This window comes from Acinetobacter sp. NCu2D-2, from assembly GCF_001647675.1.
In the GTDB taxonomy this organism is placed as follows: domain Bacteria; phylum Pseudomonadota; class Gammaproteobacteria; order Pseudomonadales; family Moraxellaceae; genus Acinetobacter.
The window spans coordinates 41109-64482 of sequence record NZ_CP015595.1; the positions used below are offsets into that span (position 1 = coordinate 41109).

Consider the following 23374-nt stretch of genomic DNA (forward strand, 5'->3'; position numbering starts at 1 on the left):
GGGCACGTTTTTATCGTATATACGAAAATTGAAATGAATGAGGTTTAAGTGAACCCGGCAATTATTAAGCAATGGTTTGATGAATATGTTGAATCTGGTGATGGAAAAGGTTGGCGTAAAGATTATGAAAATACGTTCAATAAAGTACAGCAGGTAAAACAAAAGCTGAATAATGGTTATAAGTTAAGTGCCCAAAATGATCTTGAGTTCTTAAGCGAGCTTTTGAAAAATGATGCAAATGGGGTGGCATCTAAGGGGCAATCAAATCTCGCAAATGATGTATTTGATAAGATCATTCAGGATGCGGAATTTCTTAATGTTGTAGAAAGAATGATTCAACAACCTAATGAAGAGACCTATAAAGCGCTGCATAGTTATGGTAGTGAATTACTCGCCCAGTTAGGCAGTACTAAGCGACCTTTACTATTCAATCGAGCATGTGCTTCATGTACTTTAGATGTTTCAACGATTGTCGATCGGAATAAATTTCATCAATTCGTTGAGTATGTAACAACTCAACACATCATAGATTTCCCTCAAGAAATCAGAGAGAAGAATTGGTATGTACAAAATGTATATTTAGTTCAGCAAATTAGAGAGATATTAAAGGCGGAACTTGAATCAGGCCAAACGGATATATTTTGGTTAAATATGTTTCTGTGGGACATATATGCTGAGAAAGTCGCGACAAATTTTAATGCAAAAAATGCGATTGATTATCTAGACGATAGATATCCACATACATACACAAGTACGAAACATATAGCAGCGTTTAAGACATCTCAAGGTCGAGAATTAGCATTAGATCCAAAAGCAAAAACGCCTGTTATTTTCTGTGATGCAGAGCCACCAGTAGAACTTAAGTTAGCCATTAAAAAAGCCTATTCAGAAGATGATACACGGAACCATCATTTGTCTACACATGCAAAATCAATGATGTTGGGCAAAAAAGCATATTCTATTATTGTGAGTACGCAGGATGATTTAGAAAAGCTTTGTGATTGGTATGAGCAAGATGATAATCAGACCACAGCACTTGAAGAAAAGGTACAGCAATTTTTAAAACTTTGGTCACTTGACCGTCTAAAAAATTTAACTATTGAAGACTATCATCAAGCTAAAAATAAAGATTGTTTTATCGCTCAAATTGATAGTTTTGATCCGACTCAAGGTGAGCCAACCTTTGCTAATTATTTTGATATTTGGGAGCCTATAAATTTAGGTAAGGATGAGAAATATCATAATGAGAAGCCATATTCATGGCATAAACGACTAGGGGATAATCTAGGGTTAGCATTTGAAACACTTAAACAAGAAGTACTTGATATTGTAGATGCTGTTCAGCGTCGCGATTTAAATGCAATCGATCAAATTCAATTCCCAAAAGGTTTGAAATGGACGATTGCATTCTTATATCAAGATTTTAATGATCCTTGCATTATTCCAATTGTAAGTAAGGTGAATACCAAGCGAATTGGTTATGACCACTTATATCCAAAATTACCACTTCCTGAGTTTTTACCACTTCTGTTGGCTGACAAAGGCGAGCAAGCATTTTTTCCATATGTGGAAAAACTTTTCGCCATGATTAGAAAAGGCTATTTGGATAACAAACAGAAAAAACAGCAAACTCAAGAATTACTGGATGATGTCATGACTCAACAACCTTTAAACCGTATTTTATTTGGTGCTGCAGGTACAGGTAAAACTTTCCATACCATTAACCATGCTTTATCTATTATTGAAAACAAACCGCTTGAAGTTTTAGAGCAGGAAGAACGTACGGCACTAAAACTACGTTTTGATCAATATAAGGAACAAGGTCAAATTAAATTTGTCACTTTCCACCAAAGCTTTAGCTATGAGGATTTTGTTGAAGGGATACGTGCTGAAACGGATGATAATGGACAGTTAAATTATGATGTGAAAGATGGCGTATTTAAAGAAATATGTAGCCTTGCTAAAGGTCAATATCTTCAAAATGACAGGTTTTTATATGTTCCAATTGAGTTTGGTCGTGGATATAAGCTTTTACAAGTGACTGCAGATATGTTGGAGTTAGAAAAACCTAATGGCAACATTTTTCATCTTTCAAAAAAACTTGCTGATTTCTTGCTTGATGCCTATCGTAATAAGCAGATTACGCTCAAGAATTTAAGTGATAAAGAAGTTATTGATGTCTTGGGGAATCATTCAATTTTGGAGCCATATTTGGTAAATGGATATAATACGGTTTGGGCTAATTTAATACCTTTACTTGATGAAAATCCAAAACAATCACAGTACAAAGATAGCGGTGATTTACCATATGTTTTAATTATCGATGAAATCAACCGAGGCAATATCTCCCGTATCTTTGGTGAACTCATTACCTTAATTGAGGATTCCAAACGCCAAGGTGCTGAGGAAGAGTTATCTGTAACGCTGCCATACTCAAAAGAAGAATTCTCTGTTCCAAGTAATGTCTACCTCATTGGTACGATGAACTCATCAGATCGTTCTCTAACAGGATTAGATATTGCTTTGCGCCGTCGCTTCACCTTTGTTGAAATGCCACCGAAGCCAGAGTTACTGAATGATATTAAGGTGGAAGGGCTCAACATTGGTGAGATGCTCAAAGTCATTAACCAACGTATTGAAGTGCTATTAGACCGTGACCATTGTATCGGTCATGCCAACTTTATGAGCTTGCAGAAACAACCAACACTTGAGCATTTAGCGGCAATCTTCAAACAAAAAATCATTCCTCAACTACAAGAATACTTTTTTGATGATTGGGCAAAAATCAATATGGTGTTAAATGCCAATGGGATGCTGAAAGCTAAACTGGTTGAACGCTCTGTATTATTTCCAAATGTAGAGAGTGATTCAGATGGGTTCTTTGAAGAACAAAAAACGTGGCAACTTAACGAAACTGCATTTGATTCAATCGCTAGCTTTAGCAAAATCATCAAGCATTAATCGGGGATTTATATGCCTGATTTTACCGTCCGAGAATATGCCTTCATTAGCGTTGCTTATGAAGGTTGTCCTACGTCTAGTCTAGACCATGCTTATATTCCCGAAAAAGCATTTGAACATCTGTGTGATCTCTCAGCTTCTTTCTCCAAGCATGGTGCAAAAGTATTTGAACTGGCTGGACGTAGAAAGCTAAAGCTGGATCAATATGTGGGTGTCATTGAAACGCCGTGTGGTACACGTATAGAAATTCTGCCAAAGCATGTAGAGTTGAGCGGAGCAAACGATCAAGCGGTTATTTTAGCAGAGCGTAAACTCCTGCAAAAAATGCTGAGTGTCTCTTTGCACTTACCATATAGAGAAGCAGGGAATGCCAGTCTAAATCGTTTTAAACAACCCTTACATGAATGGATTATCACTCAATTCCTTGCATCATTTGAGCGTTTGGTGCAACGAGGACTACGTTTTGACTACAACCGTGTGCAAGAAGAACAAAAGTTTCTACGTGGGCAATTACAGCATGTGAAATACATGCGTCAGCCACCTGCTAAGAAGCATATATTTCCGATTGAACATGACGTTTATGAAGTCAATCGTCCTGAGAACCGTCTGATTCGTACAGCATTGGAAGTCGTGTGTAAAAAGACCAAAGATGCCAACAATTGGAAACTTGCCCAAGAACTACGGTTGATGACCACTGAAATACCGCCAAGTCAAAAGATTCAGCAGGATTTTAGACAATGGCAGTCAGGGCGTTTACTTGCGTTATATGCTGAGATTAAGCCTTGGACGGAATTAATCTTAGGCGAATACATGCCTGTATCTACACAAGGTGAATGGCAAGGTATGAGCTTACTTTTTCCAATGGAAAAGCTGTTTGAACACTTTGTGGCATATCATTTGCGCCGTGGGATGCCTGAATATCAGGTCAAAACACAGCATGCAACGGAACATATTTGTGAGCATCAACAGAGTAAGATCTTTAAGTTGAAGCCCGATATTTTTATTGATCGTTCTCAAACGAATGCAAAAAATATTGTGATGGATACCAAGTGGAAACTGATAGATCAGAATGACCGTGGTGGACGGTATGGCTTAAAAGACAGTGATATTCAGCAGATGTTTGCTTACAGTCATTATTACCTGAAACATGAGAGTGAAGTGATTCTGGTATATCCGTATCGAGCAGGGAAGTTTGATCAGCCTTTGGATGATTTTGGTTTTAGGCATACACATGGTTCAAAGTTAAAAGTAGTGCCTTTTAACTTAGATGAACCACAAAATTTTAAGATTATTTAACATCTTATATGACTGAATAATCACTTTCTGTACTTTACACCACAGCCTAGCCAAATTGGTGATGAGAGGGGGAAGATTCCCCCTTACTCATTTAGTTCTTTGAGTCGATCTAAAACAACCTCAGAAAATGGTAGCCAATAGTTCCATGATTTGTATTTAGGATTGAATGAACCACGACCTTCACGTTTCCATTCTTTGAGCATTGAAATAATCTCAGGATTATAAGTGCTATTGACTGAAATCATACCACTATCAAATTTTCGAACATTGACAAATATACCTTTGATTGTGAATTTGTAGTCCTGCCATTTTGGAGGTGCCTCTACGATTTCAGATTTTTCTAGACTTACGTTTGACTTGTCTGTTGGTACGTTATCTGGAATATCTTTAATATTTTGAGTTAATGGGAATGGATAAACCCATTTTCTATTGTTTAAGTTTTCGAGAATCCCTTTTTTTGCTTCAGGGCTAGGAATTGAAATATTACTTTTAAGAAGTGATGAAAGATCAATTTCAATACATTTTGATTTAAAAAACTCGATGCGTTTTAATTTTTCAGCGTCAATAAAATGAGTAACCGCAATTTCAATTAAAATAGGTTCTCCATCAAAATATCCAACTAAATCAGGGCGTATTAAACCGAGAGAAAACTCGGGTAATACTTTTTCAAATGTCCACCATGCTGCTTCAATATCAGAATTAGGTAAAGCAGGAAGCATGAGGCCCATAGATTCAAGAATGACTTCTTTGGCATATTTATGTAGAACAGATTCTGGATTAATCGTACAGCTTTCTTTATTGCTTGCATGTGCAAAGTGATGTTCTTTAATTTCACCTTTACGTGCAATAACAGTTTCACCACATTCAAAGCAGGTACATTGGCAAGCAAGTCCACGCTCAACATCTTTGATATCGACCAGTTTTTTATTTTCATCCAAAGCAATATACATAGTCATGATTAAAATCCTTTAGGAAGTTGATTTACTCACTCACTATGCTTGTGATCTAATTGCTCTAACACCGTATAAAGGGGAAATACGGGTAAAGTGGGGGTTTAAGTGTTTGAATTAAAATTAAAAGTTTTTAATGCGTTATTTGAGATTTTAAAAGAGGATTTAGCAGTTAACAGGGCATATGATTGTCTTAAACTTATCTGTAGTGCATCAATTGATGCTTTAAACGTTAAAAATGAAGAGCTGATAACTTATTCAAGATATCAGCTAAAACTTATCCTTGAAGGTCAGCAATCAGTTACATCGATGGATTCTAAAGATCTAGGGAAATGGATGAATGACAAAAAGTTAAGTGCGTACCTTGATCGTGTCATCACAAAACATACTAAAAAATTTGAAGAGATTGGTTATATCCCAGTAGTAAAAACGAACGAAACGATTGGTGGGAAAGGGAATGAACGTATTTATTGGCTAGATATTACTGAATATACTCAGGTTCAAAATGAAGAGATTCAACAGCCAGATGATGAGTTTATTTCTTATGAACGTGTTGATCCTTCGAAAGTTAAATTATCTTGGTTTTATCGATTAATATTTAAAAATGGTGAGATCAAAAATAGAAGTCTAAGAGGATTAATACTTTTTATTATCATTTTTGGAAGCATTATTTTCTGGGCTTTATATGTTTTTACATTTGCACTTTTTTTAGTCCGTGAGGGGCAAAGTTTTACATCCTTAGATTTGCTATTCATGCTTTGTTTATTCGGATTTTCTTATCTGAGTTATAAATATTGGGCAAAGCCCATTTGGGATTTACCAGAGCACCGTGTCATTAAGGCACCAATGACATTTATTTCACTTCGTGAGGAGCATGCTGATATTGAGATGTATCGTGATAGGGACCGTAATCAATTAACACGTGTAACGCGGTTTAGAGGGATATGTCCTATATGTTCAGCAGAGGTTGTACTTAGAACAGGACGACCTGATCATAATCTGCCATTAGTTGGGCGTTGTGTAGAAAGTCCTTTTGCACATGTCTATAGTTTTGATCGTGTCATGATGAATGGTTATAGGCTTAAATAAGATAAATATACCTTTTAGTAAATTATTTAAAATATCCTTACGCTCTAAATTAATATGTCAGAACAGATTTAAACTATTTCGTCCATAATAAATGATGTTAATTTACTCAAAGTATTTATTTTTTAACTGATTAAGAACTCTTAATCGCTAAAGGGATTTAATTTAGACCTTTATAAAGGCTTCCATGAATCTGTAAAGAATCTAAGTCAAGAGTGCTTTAATAGGCAGCACTACATGTAATATTGTAATGACAAAAGAAGTGCAAAACAATTACAATAACAGTATTTTTTAACTTATTGTGTCTCAATGGAATAGTGACGACATGTAAATTTCTAAAAAAAAAGAAATTGGGATTTTTGACTCCAGTTATTTGATAAGATTAGTTCTGAAAATATCACAATGATTTTGATTGTAAGATACCAAAAATACCTCATCCATATATTATCTAGATTTCGAATAAATTAATAACAACAACAGCATACCTTTGTATTTCTGGATACAGATATTCTGAATTTGACAGTACAGAATTCTACTCATAATTTAATACGAGTAGATAAAAATGACGTCATTTATCCAAAAACCAGATACTGAAATTCAGCTGAAAGCACTGACGAAAAGAATTGGAGCTGAAATTAGCAATATTCATCTTTCTGCTGATCTTGATGACGAAGTAATTGAGTTTATTCATCAAGCTTTGCTTAAACATAAAGTGTTATTTTTTAGAAATCAGCAACACCTCGACAACGTTGCACATGAAAAATTTGCTGAACGATTTGGACAACCGATCAAGCATCCAACAGTGCCTGCTGCAGAAGGGTCTAATTATATTTTTGAATTAGATTCGAGTCGGGGTGGACGTGCGAATTCATGGCATACCTGCAAATTACTTGATAAATCAGCCACCGATTCTTGTTCGTGGTCTACCACTTATTCTTCTTCCTAGTAGACCACATTAATACAAAACTCAGCCTTTCTCTTTTAGTGCATAAATTTTTTCTCTATATGATCGCCCAGAAATTTCTAACTCATAGGATCTATGGAGAATTCTGTCCATTACCGCATCTGCAATAGTTTGATCTTGAAATTGCTCAAACCACAATTGTTTTGGAACTTGGCTAGTAATCAATAGCCCACCACTTTGAGATTGTTTATCAATAATTTCAAGAAAAGATGGAGCTAATGCTTGATTAAATCCCCCTAAACCGAAATCATCAATAATTAGTAGTTTAGTAGAACATAACTTTTTCTTTAGGTTTTTAATTTCCCCTAAAGATATAGCGCTTGCCAATTCATCGAAGAGGCTTACAGCATTAAAATACATTACGCTATTTCCTCTATTACATGCTTCAGCACCAAAGGCACAAGCGAGCCATGATTTACCAACACCTGTTGCTCCTGAAATAATCAATCCACGACACTCATCAATCCATTCACAATTTGCATAGCGGTTAATATCAGACTTTTTGATCTGTCGTTCGGCACTATAGTCCATGTCCTCTAATCGAGCAGAGGGATAGCGGAATTTTGCAATATTAAAAAGTCGTTCAATTCTTCGATTCGTTCGATCATTCAGCTCTGCTTCTAGGCAAAAATCTAGAAGTTCTTCAAAGCTAGTTCCATTTGCTATCATTTGATCTAGATTGGTTTCAGCTGAACGTAGAAAACCTTTGAGTTTGAGCAACTCTAGTTTATTTTTTACAGATTTTTTAAGCACAAGAATCACCAAACTGTTCTAAATAATAATTAGCACCACGAATGTTCTTATGTAAAGTCACTGAGTTAGACAATGTCTCTATAGGAAGTTGTAACTCATAAGAATTATTTGCAATGATACGTTGCAATCTGTCTAAAGAATAAATACCCCTTTCCATTGCAAACTGACAAGCATTTTCAAGACAATGTGACTTCTGATTTTTAACTACCCATTTTCTAAACTTGTTAAGTGATTTTATGCTTCGAGCAAGATCACGTTTTTGATTTAAGATATGCCTAATATAGTTCGAAGTATTCACACCAATACGATTCGCCCAGAAGATGATTTCATCTTTTGATAAACCTTTTTGAGCAAGATGAGTTGGTGACATATGTTCATCAAGACAGATATCTTGGTGAATACCATTATTTAAATTGTGTTCGGCAATTTTTTCCCGCTCATAAAAAATATAGATTGATGTCGATGTAATTTTTATATCTACATACAAGTGTATATGAGTGTAAGGAACAGAATATTGGTTAGTGAGGTATTCCACTCGATAGAATTCACTTACTCGCACATTTCGTTTCCATATACATAGTTCATAAGGGTACAGTGGTAATGGATTTAAATCTTTGCTATCTAGCTCTAAAAATTGTTCATACCGGCTGATTGTAAAACGTCGGGTTGTTTTTCTATTAATTAAATCCATTTTCTGTTGAATAGCTACATTTAACTCATCAATAGAAAAAAACTTTTGATTTCGTAAGGCCGCTAATATAGAACGTTGAACAATTTGCACACTTACCTCAGCTAACCCTTTATCTTTTGGATGACGTGGTCGAGTCGGCATGATGGCAAAATCATAATGTGCAGCAAAATCTTCAAAGTCTTTTTGAAATGCTAGGCCATATTTATTATTTTGTATAACCGCAGCTTTAAGATTATCAGTAATGATGATGTCAGGAACACCACCAATGTGTTCGAATGTTTTAATAAAACACTCGAGCCAATGTTCCACTTTTTGACTCATCACGGCATAAGCAAAGGTATAAGTTGAGGCGCCTAGAACTCCAACAAATACTTGAGCATAGCTTTTTGAGCCATCAACTGGTGATGTAATTTCCATTGTACGACCACAAAAGTCAACGAGCAAAGCTTCACCACTTTTGAAGCTTTGGCGCATTGAAGCATGCCGCTTCATTTGAAAATCTTTGAATACCTTACAGAAACGAGAATAAGAAAGACCATTTTTATGCTGAAAAATATACTCTTGCCAAAGTAATTCAAGTGTAATATCCCGCTTTTTTAATTCTTGGCCAATATATTCAAAATCAGGATATACTTTCCTAGTTGGAAAACTAGTTGTACGAGAAATTTCGAAATACTCAAGTAGTTCTGCATTTGTAAATAAATTAAGTTCACTATTTTCAATGGGAAATAGTTGTAACTTATCGTAAATAAATTTTAAAGTTGCTCTAGAAACACCTACCTGTTGAGCTGTTTCTCGTTGGCTATACTTTAAATTCAATAGTCTAATAACTTGTCGAATTTTATCAGTTTCAATTCGCATACATATGCCTCCTCTAAAAATGAGGCAGAAAACATCCTAAGACATTGATTAGATTATCAATGTCTTTTAGAATGAATTTGTCTTGGACTCGCTAGTTAAAGACAAACTTATAAAGACTCATGTTCCCGCATGAGTCTTTATACTTTCTGCATTAAAAACAATAATTAATGATAATTAATCTAGAATTTCTGGTTCCTTAATACCTAATTGAACAGCAATTTTATGACTTTCCCCACGCACAGGGACTCTATTCATCTTTAACACTCGATAAACCAATTCAACTGAAAAGTTATTCTTACGAGCCCAATCAGAGAAACTAATTCCCTGGGCTCTAAACTCGCTTTTAACTTGATGCGTTGTCTTGGGCATTTCGGATGAACCTGTAAGAAATTGGATGAAAATTATCTGAAAAATATGCTTGAATCAAGCATAAATTTAGAGTGATTATTGTGATTAGTTTTTGTTTTTATTAATTTTTTATTTTTCTAATAATAATGTAATAGCATTAATTTTATTTTCTAATTTTTGCTTTTCAAAATTTAATTCTTTATTAATTATTATTAATTGATTTTTTAAATGCAGGTGTTTGGAAAACATCTCTGATATAAAGGATATTTGAGTTTTATAAATGTCTAACTCATTAATTAAATTGTGTTTTTCTAAATTTAGGACATGTTTTACATCGCTAAAAGAGCCTCTATTAAATAATTTTTTTAATTTTTCAGTCGATGTATAAAGGAAAACGCGATGGCTATGAGAGGATGGCTTAGCAATTAAGTACTCAAGAATAGTTAGTGTTTTAATAGCTGAGTACACGTAGGACTTTTGGCGATCAGGTCTCCCAAATTTATTAAGTACTGTTTGATCAATTTTTTGCCAAAAATCTTTCGCTTGCCATTCATATACATCATTCTCTAGAAAGATTCTTTCAAATTCTTCTGCCATTGGTAGGTAAAAATCAAACATATTGTGCACCTTTTAGAAAAAGAGGATTATAGTCCGTGGATGTATAGTCCTCAATTGGAGATATTTCTATTTTTAATCTATTGGATTGAAATGTCAGAAATATCTAAACAAATTGGTCAGTTGATACGTAAACACCGTGTAGAAAAGAAGATTACTCAAGAAAATTTAGCTCTTCTATGTTGCATTGATAGAAGTTATTTAGGGCGTATCGAGCGTGGTGAGGTCAATCTTACAGTAGAGAAACTATATGAGATTTCTAATGCTCTAGAGGTAGAGGCTAAAAGCCTATTACCCTAATTATGAATAAAGTATTAAACTTATAATTCTATAAACATTAAACTACTGATAAAATTAAAAATATTCAAAAAATAGCATCTTTATTTGCAGGAACATCTATGGGATATTCAGATACAGTTAGAGCTAGTCGAGATGGAGATCAGTTTCATTATTTATGGGCTGCAAGAAAAGCCCTATTACTTTTAAATCCTTTATCTCATTTACATACTCTAACTATCGAAGGTCCTAGTAAATCTGAATTTATTGAGGAGGTAGAAGATGGGGAAGAAATTGTGGATGTTGGGGAATACTACACTAGTAATCATTTTTCAGATGCTTCTAAAATCATATACACTCAACTTAAACACTCAACATTACATGCAGAAACTCCATTTGACCCTAGTAAGTTGCATAATACAATTGAAGGATTTTCAAAGAGATATCAGAGTTTAATTCAAAAAGAATCTAAAGCTGAGGTTCTAAGGAAAGTAGAATTTCACTTCGTTTCAAATAGAGCAATCAATGCTGAGTTCTATAAGTCCATTAATGAGCTTAAAGAAACAGGTAAGGTCACTAAACTGGCAGATCTGAAAAAATTAGAAAAATTTACTACTTTACAGGGCAAAGATTTAGAAGAATTTATTAAGCTCGTAAAATTCCCATCACAAGAGCCTAACTATATAGCTCAACGTGAGATTCTCGCTCAAGACGTTGCTTACTATCTACCAGGAGATGATGTTAATGCTCCAAATGAATTAAAGGAATTAATAACTCGTAAAGCACTTAGTGAAAATACAGAAACACCAGAAATTACACGATACGATGTACTCCGTGCACTTAAAACCAACCCAGATGATCTATTTCCAGTAAAGAACTTAATAAAAGAGTTAGAAAATATCGTAGATAGACCTATCGTAAGAACACTAATAGATACTATTAATGAATCACATAGTCAAAAATTTATTATTCAGGCTGAAGGTGGTGTAGGTAAATCAATATTAAGTACACAAATACACAACTTTATCCCTTTCGGATCATTGTCGATTGTCTATGACTGCTTTGGTAATGGTGACTACAGACAATCTTCATCAGCGAGACATACACATAAAATCGCGTTAGTTCAAATTGCAAATGAATTAGCTGGATTAGGCTTATGTCATCCACTAATACCAACAACCAGTGCTGGTCCTAGTGAGTATATAAAGGCATTTTTATTTAGATTAAAGCAGGTTTCTGAAAGGTTCTCTAATGAAAATAAGCAGCTATTCATTGTTATTGATGCTGCAGATAACTCACAAATGGCAGCAGATGAATTTAATTATGGCCGATCTTTTATAACTGATTTATTGCAAGAAACCCTACCGCAAAATATTAAAATAATTGCTTTAGCGAGACCTTATAGAGTTGGGCTTTTAATGCCTAAACAAGATATCGAAATTCTTGATTTAGAAGGCTTTAGTGAAAATGAAACAAAACAACATCTTTTAAACTATTATCCTAATGTTTCAACACAAGACGTGATTGAATTTCATCGACTTACCAGTGGCAATCCACGAGTCCAAAGTATTGCTTTAGAACAAAATTTGACTTTGCATGAGATTCTTTCATTTTTCGGTGGAACGCCTAAAAGTGTAGAAGACACAATTAAGAACTTGTTAAATAAGGCAATTTCTACTTTTAAAGAACAAAATTATTTCGAATCAGCAGAAATTGATTTACTCCTTACTTCAATTGCTATTTTACGTCCATTAATTCCCCTGCAGATTTTATCTGATTTAACTAATATCAGGGCTGATCAAATAAGAAGTATTATTTCTGATATAGGTGGCCATCCAATTCGTCTTAGTGACAATAATATTCAATTTGTTGATGAGCCAACTGAATCTTGGTTCCGTGAAGTTTATAAGCCAAAAGATATTAGCTTGCTGAATGCGTTCATTCAGAAGCTTAAGCCTCTCGCTATAAATTCTGTATATGCTGCATCTGTACTTCCTCAAATCTTAATGGATGCAGGTAATTATGAGGAATTAGTTGAACTATCTTTGAATTCTGAGATGTTACCAACTAATTCGACCTTAGAAAAAAGAAAGGTAGAATTACAACGGCTACAATTTGCAATTAAAGCTGGCCTAAAACTTGGTAAATACACAGAGGTTGCCAAGCTATCATTAAAAGCTGCTGGAGAAGTTGCCGCAGAGGCTAGGCAACATCAATTACTTGAAGAAAATATAGACTTAGTTGGTACAACTTTTAGTGACAATCAAATTCAAGAATTAGTCTCTGAAAAAGTATTCAAAGGTGGTTCATGGCAGGGATCTAAATATATTACTGAGTCGAAATTACTATCATATCGTAAGGAGTTTCATGGTGATTCTCGTAGTAAGCTACGTATTGCTAATGAGTGGTTAAGAAGTTGGTTTAAGCTTCCCAAAAATAATAGACGCCATGAAAAAATTGAATTCAGTGAAATTAGTGATATTTTTATAACTCTTTTAAATATTGAAAGTACTGATTATGCTTTGAATTGGCTTAGAAAATATTGGAAAAAATTTGTAAGTTATGAAGTCGCTAAGCTAGCTGTTCAAGAATTGATTAAAATTAATAAAACGGATGTTATACAAGAAATTCTAGATAAATCAGGTAATAACATTTTCTTAACTTTAGGTTCTGTACAGATACTTAAATTAAATCACTGTGTTATCTATTCTGAGAATTTTTCACGAATTTTAAAACTACTAAGTTATGACAAAGTAAAACTTGATATTGGTCTAACCCCTATTCTTTGTTTTTTAGAAGTAGCTTTTAAGCAACAACTTTGTTCATCTACTGAGGCATATCAAATTTTATTAAAATATCTGCCTACTCAAATACCATATGAGATTACAGATCGTTTTGGAAACTCAGATAGAATCAATTACATGAAAGCTTATGCTTTACATAAAGCATGGGATAATAAGTCATTAGAACTAGTCGATTTAGTATCTGAGAGATTAAAAGAGGAATTTTTAAAAGATACATCCTATAGCTCATCAGAAGAAATCACCACGCTAAAACGAGATGTTGCAGCAGTTTTGCCATGGTATAAATTATATGCTCGATCAATCACAGAAACGATTTGCTCTGATGAGTTAGAACTGCTGATTGAACAAGCTAAATCAGATTTCAAAAAAGCTCAAGGATATTCTTATCGGGAACGTGGTAATCATCTAGAAAATGAAATTGCAAAAGTTTGGTTTGATATTTTAATTTTAAATGATCATCTTAACCAAAAAACATATCCGGAGATAGAAAGTCATTTTCAGGAAAAAATTTATCCCAATACACGTAATCATTTCACGCTTATTTTGGCTTTGCAACAACGATGTGACTTAGAAGAGTTCTGTTATCAAAATATAGGAAAAAACTTAAAAATTCTTGAAAAGAGTGATGATCATGCAGAAACATTGGTGAGTGACTATATGTCTATTGCTCAATCAATTTTCCCTCTAGATCAAGCAGAAGCTACTGCAATATTAAATAAAGCAATTGAGGTAAGTAGTAAACTAGGTGAAGAAAATCTACAACGATGGAATGCATTACTTTGCTATGGCGTAAGAGCTGGACAGGAGAAAAATAATAGAAAACCACAGCTATGCTATCGTTTTAGTCAATGTGCTGAATTGACATATAAATATGTGCATAGAGATAAACATTTTCCATGGGATTATACAGTTGATGCAATTTATGATTTAGATCCTAATTCAGCATTTGCTATTGCTAGCCGTTGGCGTGATCGTAGTTTTGGAGATGAAGATAGAATATTGGGCAATTTGGTGGATAAGTTACTTAAAGAACAACTTTTATCACCATTGATACTCTTGGCTTTTAAAGCGATGGGAGCTGCATATGACTTAGATAATCTATTAAGCTCTATTAAATCATTAGCTTTAACTGATGAACTAAAAAGAAAGGTTTTACAAAGCTTCTATCTTTATATTGTTGTACCTAATCCATCAGAAAAGCATATTAGTCGCCTTAGAGATTTGGTCGAGGTATTTCATATAACAGATCAAACAGTCCAAGATTTTTTCTTATCCCTCAATAATTCAGAGGTTTATGTTCCAGTAGAAGAAGCACCTCACTCTTCGACTTACGACCAAGAAAAGTTTGATTGGGATGTGTTTTTTGAAAATTATACTGATTCAAATCGAAGTGTAGACTTTGATTCAGCTTATAATGATTTTCAGAAATTGGAAAATAGGCATTGGATTAAAAAAGCTTTTTATGAACAGCTTTTTCAAAAAATAAGTCCGTCACAAGCAACATCATTGATCAATTGGTGGTTCGATAATCCTAGAAATGGAATGTATGACTTAGATGATCTTTTAAAAGCTATACCATCTAGTTTTAAAAGTAGAATGTCATTTTTAGAAGTTTTAGATCCGAGAGTAAAACAATTTCTGAAAACACATTATGCTGATTTCTATATAGATACTTACGGAAGTAATCTGAAATTACATGTTTTAAGTGAGTTAACAGGAAAACCTAAAACTGATTATATTCAATCTCTCTTAGATGGAGTAAGTGAAAGCTCTATTACCTTAGAAAGTGAGAACTTATTCAGAATAGCTCATTTACTTACGCCAATGATTGAACCACATCAATCTAAAGAGGTTTTAGAGTATGGCTTGGACTTGTTAGAAAGTGATTTAGGATCAGATATAGCTGATGGGCAATGGCGTGAAGAATTAGCACCACCAGAGAATTTAATAGAATCTATATCAGGTTACATTTGGTCTAGCCTAGCATCTCCTTTCAATATTGTTAAATGGCAAGCCACTCATGCCGTTAAGTTACTTTGTGATTTTGAGCAAAAAGAATTGTTATCTAATTTAATTAACTTTATCAGTGTTAAAAGTTATCTAAGTTTTTATGATCACAAATTTGAATTTTATCAATACTCGGCTACTCAATGGTTGCTTAATGCTTTACTAAAAGTGTCATATAGCCCTAATAATTTTTTGGCTGAATATGTTGAAACATTTAAACAGTTAGTAGATTCAAATCGACCGCATTTGATGATTCGATTACTCGCTTCAAAAATCCTTCTAAATCTATTTAATTCAAAGCTTTTAACACTAAATGAAGAAGAAATTAAAGCCTATCAGGGAATCGGAAAATCTAATTTTAGTAAAGTAGAACGAGAAGCTATTGATCTTTTAAAATATACAAATATGAATCAAGATGAAATTGATTCATTCGGTATTGATTTTGGTCCTTATTGGCTTGATCCATTAGGTTCAATGTTTGGGTTACACCCTACACATATATACTTTGAAACTACCCAAACATTAAAAAATGAAATTGGATTTACAGATAAGCGTAAAGCCAATGATGCACGTCATAAAATGGAAATTTATGATTGGAAGCAAACGAGTCATGATCATGGTTCAAGTCCTAAAGTTGAAGATTTAGATTTCTATTTGTCTTACCATGCAATGATGATCACGGCAGATAAACTACTTCAAACGCGTCCATTACTTGAAAGTGAATATTCATGGAGAGAATTTGATGATTGGATTAAACGACATGATTTATCCTCTCTCGAACCGTATTGGTTAAGTGATTATAGAGATCCATCTCCTCGAATAACGACAGAATGGCCCAAAGAAGATAGAAAACAATCTTTGAACTGGTCTTATAGTTGTTCTTCCGTTGATTATAATGATGCTATTTATCACAGCGATTTAGAACTTTGTTTATGGGGTGTATGGTCTGAAGTACATAACTATGATCAAGCAAAAGACATTCGTATCCGCTCAAGTTTAGTGAATCCAAAAACATCTGAGGCTCTTTGGAGAAGTTTACAAAGTGCCGAGTCAAGCTACTCTTATCATTTACCTAGTGCTAATAATGAACAGTTTGAAATTGATGAAGATAATTTCAAATTAAAAGGATGGATTACTGAGACAGAAATTGATCTATCAAATTTTGATGATGATTTATGGGGGGCTTCATTAAGATATGAGATGACCCAACCATCTAAAGAGATTATTGCTTTAATGAACCTATCCTCCGATTCATTAGGAAAAAATTGGTTTCATGAAAATGAAAAAGTTATGAATCTTAAAATTTGGGGGCAGTATAAAAATGAACACTATGAGTACTCCAATGGTTATAAGCTAAAAGTAGATAGAAAATTTATTCTTGAACTTCTTGAGAAACTTGATATGGATATGATTATTTCTGTAGATATTGATCGTAGATATAAATATGGTAGTTATCAATCAAAACAAGATTCAAAGGGACTAGATGAGTATTTACCAAGCAGTAAAAGAATTTATTTAATGAAAAAGAATGGAGATATGTATGTCTACTGAAAATCTGATCGGACTAGGGAAAAGACTAGTAGAAGAATTTAAGTTAGAGGATAAAACCGATACATTATCTCAATGGATGCTTCACTATTTAGCAGAATTATTTGAACGATATAACGTACCTATTTCTCCTGAAGAAAAGCGTATAGCAGCTTTAGAAATCAAAGATACAATTTTTAAGTTATGGGAATTTCGTTATCAGCAGTCCCATTCCCAGAGTAGTTTGAAAAATATAGAGTCTTTAATTTCAACATTAAAGAAATTGAATTTAGATAATGACGATGTTTTCTACTCAGGATTAAGGGATTTTAGAAATGTAGAAAGTACTTTAGATCAGAGTAGTCCTGACTATTGGTACAGATATGCACTAGAGCTCGATAAAGCATCACACATCTTGATAAGAAACTGTATCCTCAAAGGCTATGCTATCACTGAAGCTGATAACCAAGAAATTGCTAATCTCATTAAGGAGTTTGAGACATTAGACTCGTATGAGAATTTACTGAGCCGTTTTTATAATGATCAATCCAGTGAAGATAAAGAAATTAGAAATATTAAAAATAACATTTCTAAAATAGAGGAATTGATGGATGGTTTAGCAGAGTTAAAAAAGGATTATGAGGAACAGCTAAAATCCTCTTCTGAAGCAGTCCAAGCAAGACAAGAACAGATGTCCAAGTAACTACAAGACTACCTGTTCAAATTAATAAGAATATTTATATTGGTACATTAGGAACAGGAATAGGTGGTGCAGTTGGAATAAGAATGAGTAGTACATTAATATAAGAATATGCAGCATACCGATGTGACCTTTGTCGATGCCTATCCAAAAATCAGTATTTTAAGAAGTGTGACCTGATCCTAGACAGTATCGTGGACAATCGATCCCTCTAAACTTTTAATATATTTCTGTTCAAAAGCTTCTGGACTTAACCAACCGTTTGCAGAATGCCTTCTGACCCGATTGTAATAAATCTCAATATAGTCAAACAAGACCGCATTCGCCTCTTTTCGAGTGACAAACACACTGCCATGCACCACATGGCCTTTCAATGTATGAAAGAAGCTTTCAGTCACGGCATTATCCCAACAGTTTCCTCGTCTAGACATACTTTGAATACAATCATTTGTCAGCAAGAGTGCTCTAAAATCACGACTACAGTACTGACTGCCTTGGTCCGAATGAACCATAACACCTGTTGGATAGCCCTGACGAGCCATTGAATAATGAAACGCATCACACACCAATTGGCGGTCTATTCGATGGCTGGTTTGCCATCCCACGATACGACGACTAAATAGATCCAGCATCACACATAAATACAGCCAACCTTGCTTGGTACGGATATAGGTAATATCCGTTGTCCAAACCTTGTTAGGCTGCATGACTGTAAATTGGCGATCTAACAAGTTTGGTGCTGTAGGCAAACGATGCTTTGAATCAGTCGTATACTTGTATTTACGTGCAATCTTGCTCCGTAGACCAAGTTTTTTTAGCATTCTTCCAACGGTTCGTTCGCTCATGGTGTACCCTAAATCATGCATGTCATGTACTAATGAAGGTGCACCCAATCGTGCATGATGCTGCCAATATACGGCTTTTAAATCATTATATTTCTGCGCTGGATTGGCCTGGCGTTTTCGCCAGGCATAATAGCCTGAAGTGCTGACACCCAGGCATTTACAGGCAGAAGATACAGTGACTTCATTCACATCCAGATCTTGAATTACCGTGTACTTTTCTTGGCATGATCTGTCAGAAAGTACACATGCGCTTTTTTTAAGATGTCATTGGCTTCCCTGAGCTGTTTGACTTCTTTCTCTAATTCTAAAATCCGCTGTTGTTCTGGTGAAAGTTGGCGTTTGCTTGAACCCGCCGGATTGATTTCACGAATCCATTTATCCAATGTTGAATAACCAACACCTAATTTCTGGGCGATTGCAGCTAAAGATTCGTGCGAGTTTGAAAGTGCATAATCAATTGCTTGCTGTTTAAATTCAGGACTAAAACGTTTAGCCATTTCTTGAATCTCCAAAGATTAAAGTTACGTTATCTTTAGAGGGACGTGCTGTCCATTATTTTGTCTAGGATCAACCATTCCTGAGCTCGGTGGTGATACCACCTGGGCCAATACTGAAGCGGCGTATGAAAAATTACCTGAAGGATTAAAACAATTTGCTGAAACATTAACAGCAACTCATTCCAATGAATATGACTACGCGGCGCATAAACAAGATCTTTCCCCAGAATTACTGACACAGTTTAGAAAAACCTTTGTTTCAACTAAATATGAAACCCAACACGCTGTGGTGGTCATCCATCCTGAAACAGGCAAGAAAAGTCTGCTACTTGGGCATTTCTTCACTGGTCTAGTCGGATATAGCCAGAAAGACGCTCAACGTATATTCAATATATTACAAGATAAAGTCACTGAGCCCGAAAATACAGTGCGTTGGCGCTGGCAGGAAGGTGATGTTGTAATTTGGGATAACCGCTCTACCCAACATTATGCAGTCAATGATTATGGCAATGAGCATCGTGTGGTAAGACGCGTCACTTTAGCAGGGGAAGTGAGTGTGGGTGCCAATAGTCAAAAAGGCACGATCATTGAACCGAAAGGTTTGACTGAGGAAGAATGGCAAACAGCTAAAATTAATGCAGTACTGAATTCTAACTAAGCTATTTTACTTATTCATCAGAAAAGCCAGGATTTCTCCTGGCTTTGATTTTTAATAGATAAATACTTATGAGGTAATCTAAACTTATGCTGCCGCACTTTGGTGATCCCAAAGGTTTTTAAACGCACCATTCGGACGATTCAGCAGCTCATACGGTGAACCATCTTCAATGACTTTGCCATCTTTTAAGTAGATAATACGATCGAGATTCATCACTGTCGAAAGTCGATGTGCAATGACAATACAGGTACGATTTTGCATTAAGTAAGATAAACTCTTTTGGATTTCAGTTTCTGTAATTGAGTCTAGACTGGCAGTAGCTTCATCCATAATCAGAATAGGGGCATCATGTATAAGTGCACGTGCAATGGCGATTCGCTGACGCTGACCACCTGATAAATTCACCCCACGTTCACCCGCAATAGTTGCATAGCCTTTATCAAGTTTAGAAATAAATTCATGCGCACAGGCTTGACGGGAGAAATGTTCAATTTCTTCTTGTGTCGCATCTAAACGCCCGTAGCGAATATTATCAGCCAGACTGCGATGGAACAGGCTTGAATCTTGCGGAATATAGCTAATGTGCTGATGCAAACTATTTAAAGTCACTTTATCAATAGCTTGACCATCAATCAGGATTTCACCTTGATTGACGTCATACATGCGCATAATCAGATTGATAAAGGTCGATTTACCAGATCCTGAAAAACCCACCAAGCCGACACGTTCACCTGCTTTAATTTTCAAGTTGAAATGGTCAAAAATATTTTTACCATTGTCATAACTAAAGCTGACATCACGAAATTCAATAGAAGGCTGCTCTACAACCAGTGCTTTTGCTGAAGGATGATCGACTAAATCATGCGGATGAATAATCGAGCGTACGCCATTTTCCACATTACCGATAAACTCAAAAATATCGAGAAAACGGCGACTGATATTCTTGGCTTCTGAAATAATGGCAAATGCCAGCGTAATACACATCACAAATTGACCTACACCAATTTTTTGATGTGACCACAGCCAAATTGCAATACTGAGAATACCAACTTTTAAAACCACGGCTGCAGTAAACTGGAATAACTGCAGTTTTTCGTTATAAGTAAAAGCTTTACGTGCAGCCCCCACTTCTTTGACTAAGTATTGGTGTAAAAAATGGCGCTCGAAGGCATTACGCGCAAAGTATTTCACCAATGATAAATTGGTCACGACATCGACAATACGTCCCACTGTTTCACTGCGTGCAGATGCAAACTGTCTGGAGTAAATTTGGCTTTTACGAGCCAGCTTATACGAAATAAATAGGAACAAGACACTCCATACACAGCTAAATAATGCCAATTCCACACTTACAAAATAGAGCAAAATTGTGGAGAACAGCATGGTCAAAACGACTGGGATAAAATCAAAAATGATCGCCCAGGTCACCATGTTGCATCCCATTGCGGTTTCAGAGATACGTGTCGCCAATGAACCAGCAAAATTCTGATTTAAAAAGCGTTGTGAGTGATGTTGTAAATAGGCAAACATCTCAGAAGATACCCATGACCGCTGAAAAGGTGCGACGTAGACACGCATAAAACCTGCAATACGGCCAAAGACCACTTCAGCAATATTGACACCAATAAATAAAAATAAAGGCGCCCATAGGGTAGACATTTCAAATTGATTAAAATCACTTTGAGTAATGATTGAAATAATTTTACCTAAGCTATAAGGGATGAGTACCGCACTAAAAGTGGCAATGATTTGCAAGGCCAAAATAATGACCAACCACCATTTGATACGTTGTAAAGTAAATAAAATAAACCGCCAAGGTGTATTTGGCAGTTCAGGGATTTGATGCAATTGATTTGGATTTAAATTTAAATGCGCAGCAAGATTCATAGTGTGTTACAGACAAATAGGCTGTGTCATACCTCCTATTTGTCTTATCCCAATATATAGAATTAAGGGTTTACGGGTGTAATACCACGGGTTTTATAAGAGTCATCGCCCGCTTTATAGCGGATTTTCCCTGCTTGACTAATATCGATCCCTGTCAGGAAAACATTTGATTTATGGTCAGTCACACCTTTGGCTTTTAATTCTTCAGAACGTTTACGCATAGGTTCTAAACCCAGTTCTAATTTTTCTCCTAACCAGAGCGTTAAATATGAGTGATCAACATAGTCATCACCTGTAATGGCATGCACAAGCACGTTAAGTCCTTGGCGACGCCTTAAAATCCATTCAACATAACGAGAAAAATCTTCTTTCAGAATTGCAAAACGGAACATTGGGGTTGGGTGTAGGCCATTGGCATAGTCTAACCAGCGGTAATCCCAAATCTTAAATAAATCTTGTAATTCTTCATTCAGTTCAACCGCGATATCTCGGGTTTCTTCAGTGAAGTAAATATGACTGTGATAAGCAACGATTGGGCTAATGTTTTCTGGAATTTCGCTCATGTAATCTCTCCGATTAAGCATTTTCAAGTTGTAAAGTGGGCACGTGAATGCCTTTTTGTTTTAAAAGATGAGCAGGGGTATCGAAATACAACTGCTGTTTTTCGTTTTCAGTTAAGTCTGTTTGTTCAATATGTTGAATAACGGTATTCACACTCGCTTGTGGCGCATAGTCGGTACCAAAAACCAGACGTTCAATGCCAAAAATATGGCGCATGGCTTCTATGGCATGTATGCCATCTCCAGCAGCACCGGTATCAAAGGTAATTTGACTTAAACGTTGTTGATACTGCTGTGGTAATGGATAACGCTGTTGTTTTTGCAGGATCTGTTCGATCAATAAGGCACTTATGCCACTGCCACCTAGCATTGCAATCTGAACGGTGACATTTGGATAAGCATCCAAGAAATCGGTAAATAACAACGTGAAGACAGCAGAGCTAAACACGTAACTGGTATTTAAAATTTGAAGTTGGACGGGAGTCGCCAATAACTCAGAGGATTTAACCTGTTGTTGCACTGTGTCATGTGCGCTACCGGTATGTAAGTAGATATGGCTACCCAGTTCATTCGCAGCTTTAAATAAATCGGCAAAATGTTGTGCTGAGGCATAACTGGAAAGTGCACCTACGGGTAGAACCCCACCAATAAAGCCTAATTCTTCATGCCCCCGTTTTAATTCATCGGTCGCGAATTCAATATCGCTGGTCGATAAATAACTTAAGGCAGAGAATTTTGCTGGATAAAGACTGAGTAACTCGCCTAGATCATTGTTATATAAACGACTGATATAACGTGACTCAGATACATCGATATTGCTATCAATCTCTAATGTGGTTGGCCAAGAAAGTAGTTGATGTACGACTTGGTGATGTTCAAGATGATCTAAACGTAAATCGATATCAAACCATTGAACGCCTAACTCAAACAGTTGAGGGAGTGCATCAATTTTTTGGCGATCTAATAAAATCTTGCCATTTTGTTCTATGAAGCGAATACCCGTCTTTTTACTCAGCAGGTATTGCGTAATCTTGGGTGAAAACCAATGACTATGTAAATCCACTTTAGCTAAACTTGTCATATGAATA

General features: G+C 35.3%; 16 protein-coding genes and 1 pseudogene. 8 read left to right on the forward strand and 9 right to left on the reverse strand.

Annotated elements, in window-relative coordinates:
• Window positions 1-48: 48 nt before the first annotated feature.
• Window positions 49-2961, forward strand: a complete 2913-nt coding sequence (locus tag A3K93_RS13345) for an McrB family protein (protein ID WP_067731784.1) — start codon at window positions 49-51, stop codon at window positions 2959-2961.
• Window positions 2962-2973: 12 nt separating this feature from the next.
• Window positions 2974-4257, forward strand: coding sequence for an McrC family protein (locus A3K93_RS13350; RefSeq protein WP_067731785.1), 1284 nt, complete (start codon window positions 2974-2976; stop codon window positions 4255-4257).
• An 83-nt stretch (window positions 4258-4340) separates the two neighbouring features.
• Here A3K93_RS13350 and A3K93_RS13355 read toward each other — a convergent pair whose 3' ends face one another.
• Window positions 4341-5213 (reverse strand): competence protein CoiA family protein, encoded by an 873-nt coding sequence (locus tag A3K93_RS13355; RefSeq protein ID WP_067731786.1) that lies wholly within the window; start codon window positions 5211-5213, stop codon window positions 4341-4343.
• A gap of 102 nt (window positions 5214-5315) precedes the next feature.
• Here A3K93_RS13355 and A3K93_RS13360 point away from each other — a divergent pair, with 102 nt between their 5' ends.
• Both A3K93_RS13360 and A3K93_RS13365 read left to right on the forward strand, forming a co-directional pair.
• The gene (locus A3K93_RS13360) at window positions 5316-6296 is read left to right on the forward strand and encodes a hypothetical protein (RefSeq protein WP_067731787.1); all 981 of its coding nucleotides are present in this window, start codon (window positions 5316-5318) and stop codon (window positions 6294-6296) included.
• A gap of 559 nt (window positions 6297-6855) precedes the next feature.
• Window positions 6856-7239, forward strand: a complete 384-nt coding sequence (locus A3K93_RS13365) for a TauD/TfdA dioxygenase family protein (protein ID WP_067731788.1) — start codon at window positions 6856-6858, stop codon at window positions 7237-7239.
• A gap of 21 nt (window positions 7240-7260) precedes the next feature.
• On the opposite strand, the gene istB is transcribed toward A3K93_RS13365, so the two are convergent.
• From istB to A3K93_RS13385, 4 genes are all read right to left on the reverse strand, one after another.
• Window positions 7261-8010 carry an IS21-like element helper ATPase IstB gene (gene istB, locus A3K93_RS13370; RefSeq protein WP_067732182.1) on the reverse strand — a complete coding sequence of 250 codons (750 nt, stop codon included), beginning with the start codon at window positions 8008-8010 and terminating at the stop codon, window positions 7261-7263.
• Window positions 8003-9562 (reverse strand): IS21 family transposase, encoded by a 1560-nt coding sequence (istA, locus tag A3K93_RS13375; RefSeq protein ID WP_067731789.1) that lies wholly within the window; start codon window positions 9560-9562, stop codon window positions 8003-8005. The genes istB and istA overlap by 8 nt, the downstream gene beginning before the upstream one ends.
• Window positions 9563-9736: 174 nt before the next feature.
• Window positions 9737-9931 carry a DNA-binding protein gene (locus A3K93_RS13380; protein WP_067731790.1) on the reverse strand — a complete coding sequence of 65 codons (195 nt, stop codon included), beginning with the start codon at window positions 9929-9931 and terminating at the stop codon, window positions 9737-9739.
• Between the two features lie 108 nt (window positions 9932-10039).
• Window positions 10040-10528, reverse strand: coding sequence for a hypothetical protein (locus tag A3K93_RS13385; RefSeq protein WP_067731791.1), 489 nt, complete (start codon window positions 10526-10528; stop codon window positions 10040-10042).
• Window positions 10529-10618: 90 nt separating this feature from the next.
• Here A3K93_RS13385 and A3K93_RS13390 point away from each other — a divergent pair, with 90 nt between their 5' ends.
• The 3 genes from A3K93_RS13390 to A3K93_RS13400 all read left to right on the forward strand — a co-directional run bounded on the left by A3K93_RS13390 (window position 10619) and on the right by A3K93_RS13400 (window position 17842).
• A complete protein-coding gene (locus A3K93_RS13390; RefSeq protein ID WP_067732184.1) occupies window positions 10619-10825 on the forward strand; it encodes a helix-turn-helix domain-containing protein in 207 nt (68 codons plus the stop codon).
• A gap of 98 nt (window positions 10826-10923) precedes the next feature.
• Window positions 10924-17163, forward strand: a complete 6240-nt coding sequence (locus A3K93_RS13395) for a hypothetical protein (protein WP_067731792.1) — start codon at window positions 10924-10926, stop codon at window positions 17161-17163.
• Window positions 17153-17842: a hypothetical protein gene (locus tag A3K93_RS13400; protein ID WP_067731793.1), complete on the forward strand. Its 690-nt coding sequence runs from the start codon at window positions 17153-17155 to the stop codon at window positions 17840-17842. The genes A3K93_RS13395 and A3K93_RS13400 overlap by 11 nt, the downstream gene beginning before the upstream one ends.
• A gap of 179 nt (window positions 17843-18021) precedes the next feature.
• Here A3K93_RS13400 and A3K93_RS13405 read toward each other — a convergent pair.
• A protein-coding gene (locus tag A3K93_RS13405; protein ID WP_101494814.1) for an IS3 family transposase occupies window positions 18022-19181 on the reverse strand; the annotation gives its coding sequence in 2 pieces (ribosomal slippage) (window positions 18022-18947 and window positions 18947-19181; 1161 coding nt in all).
• A gap of 76 nt (window positions 19182-19257) precedes the next feature.
• Between A3K93_RS13405 and A3K93_RS13415 the strand changes: the two are divergent.
• Window positions 19258-19839, forward strand: a pseudogene (locus A3K93_RS13415) (TauD/TfdA dioxygenase family protein); the annotation flags it as partial.
• 84 nt (window positions 19840-19923) lie between these two features.
• On the opposite strand, the gene A3K93_RS13420 reads toward A3K93_RS13415, so the two are convergent.
• The 3 genes from A3K93_RS13420 to A3K93_RS13430 form a co-directional block, all read right to left on the reverse strand.
• Complete coding sequence (locus A3K93_RS13420; protein WP_067731794.1) at window positions 19924-21726, reverse strand: ABC transporter ATP-binding protein; 1803 nt, start codon at window positions 21724-21726, stop codon at window positions 19924-19926.
• A 62-nt stretch (window positions 21727-21788) separates the two neighbouring features.
• Window positions 21789-22289, reverse strand: a complete 501-nt coding sequence (locus A3K93_RS13425; RefSeq protein WP_067731795.1) for a DOPA 4,5-dioxygenase family protein — start codon at window positions 22287-22289, stop codon at window positions 21789-21791.
• 13 nt (window positions 22290-22302) lie between these two features.
• Window positions 22303-23367: an amidohydrolase family protein gene (locus tag A3K93_RS13430; RefSeq protein WP_067731796.1), complete on the reverse strand. Its 1065-nt coding sequence runs from the start codon at window positions 23365-23367 to the stop codon at window positions 22303-22305.
• Window positions 23368-23374 lie beyond the last annotated feature (7 nt).

Excerpts from the sequence above, each read along its gene's own strand:
- A3K93_RS13350 (WP_067731785.1), top strand. The coding sequence starts at position 2,974 with ATGCCTGATTTTACCGTCCGAGAATATGCCTTCATTAGCGTTGCTTAT.
- A3K93_RS13355 (WP_067731786.1), bottom strand. The coding sequence starts at position 5,213 with ATGACTATGTATATTGCTTTGGATGAAAATAAAAAACTGGTCGATATC.
- A3K93_RS13365 (WP_067731788.1), top strand. The coding sequence starts at position 6,856 with ATGACGTCATTTATCCAAAAACCAGATACTGAAATTCAGCTGAAAGCA.
- istA (WP_067731789.1), bottom strand. The coding sequence starts at position 9,562 with ATGCGAATTGAAACTGATAAAATTCGACAAGTTATTAGACTATTGAAT.
- A3K93_RS13380 (WP_067731790.1), bottom strand. The coding sequence starts at position 9,931 with ATGCCCAAGACAACGCATCAAGTTAAAAGCGAGTTTAGAGCCCAGGGA.
- A3K93_RS13385 (WP_067731791.1), bottom strand. The coding sequence starts at position 10,528 with ATGTTTGATTTTTACCTACCAATGGCAGAAGAATTTGAAAGAATCTTT.
- A3K93_RS13390 (WP_067732184.1), top strand. The coding sequence starts at position 10,619 with ATGTCAGAAATATCTAAACAAATTGGTCAGTTGATACGTAAACACCGT.
- A3K93_RS13395 (WP_067731792.1), top strand. The coding sequence starts at position 10,924 with ATGGGATATTCAGATACAGTTAGAGCTAGTCGAGATGGAGATCAGTTT.
- A3K93_RS13400 (WP_067731793.1), top strand. The coding sequence starts at position 17,153 with ATGTCTACTGAAAATCTGATCGGACTAGGGAAAAGACTAGTAGAAGAA.
- A3K93_RS13420 (WP_067731794.1), bottom strand. The coding sequence starts at position 21,726 with ATGAATCTTGCTGCGCATTTAAATTTAAATCCAAATCAATTGCATCAA.
- A3K93_RS13425 (WP_067731795.1), bottom strand. The coding sequence starts at position 22,289 with ATGAGCGAAATTCCAGAAAACATTAGCCCAATCGTTGCTTATCACAGT.
- A3K93_RS13430 (WP_067731796.1), bottom strand. The coding sequence starts at position 23,367 with ATGACAAGTTTAGCTAAAGTGGATTTACATAGTCATTGGTTTTCACCC.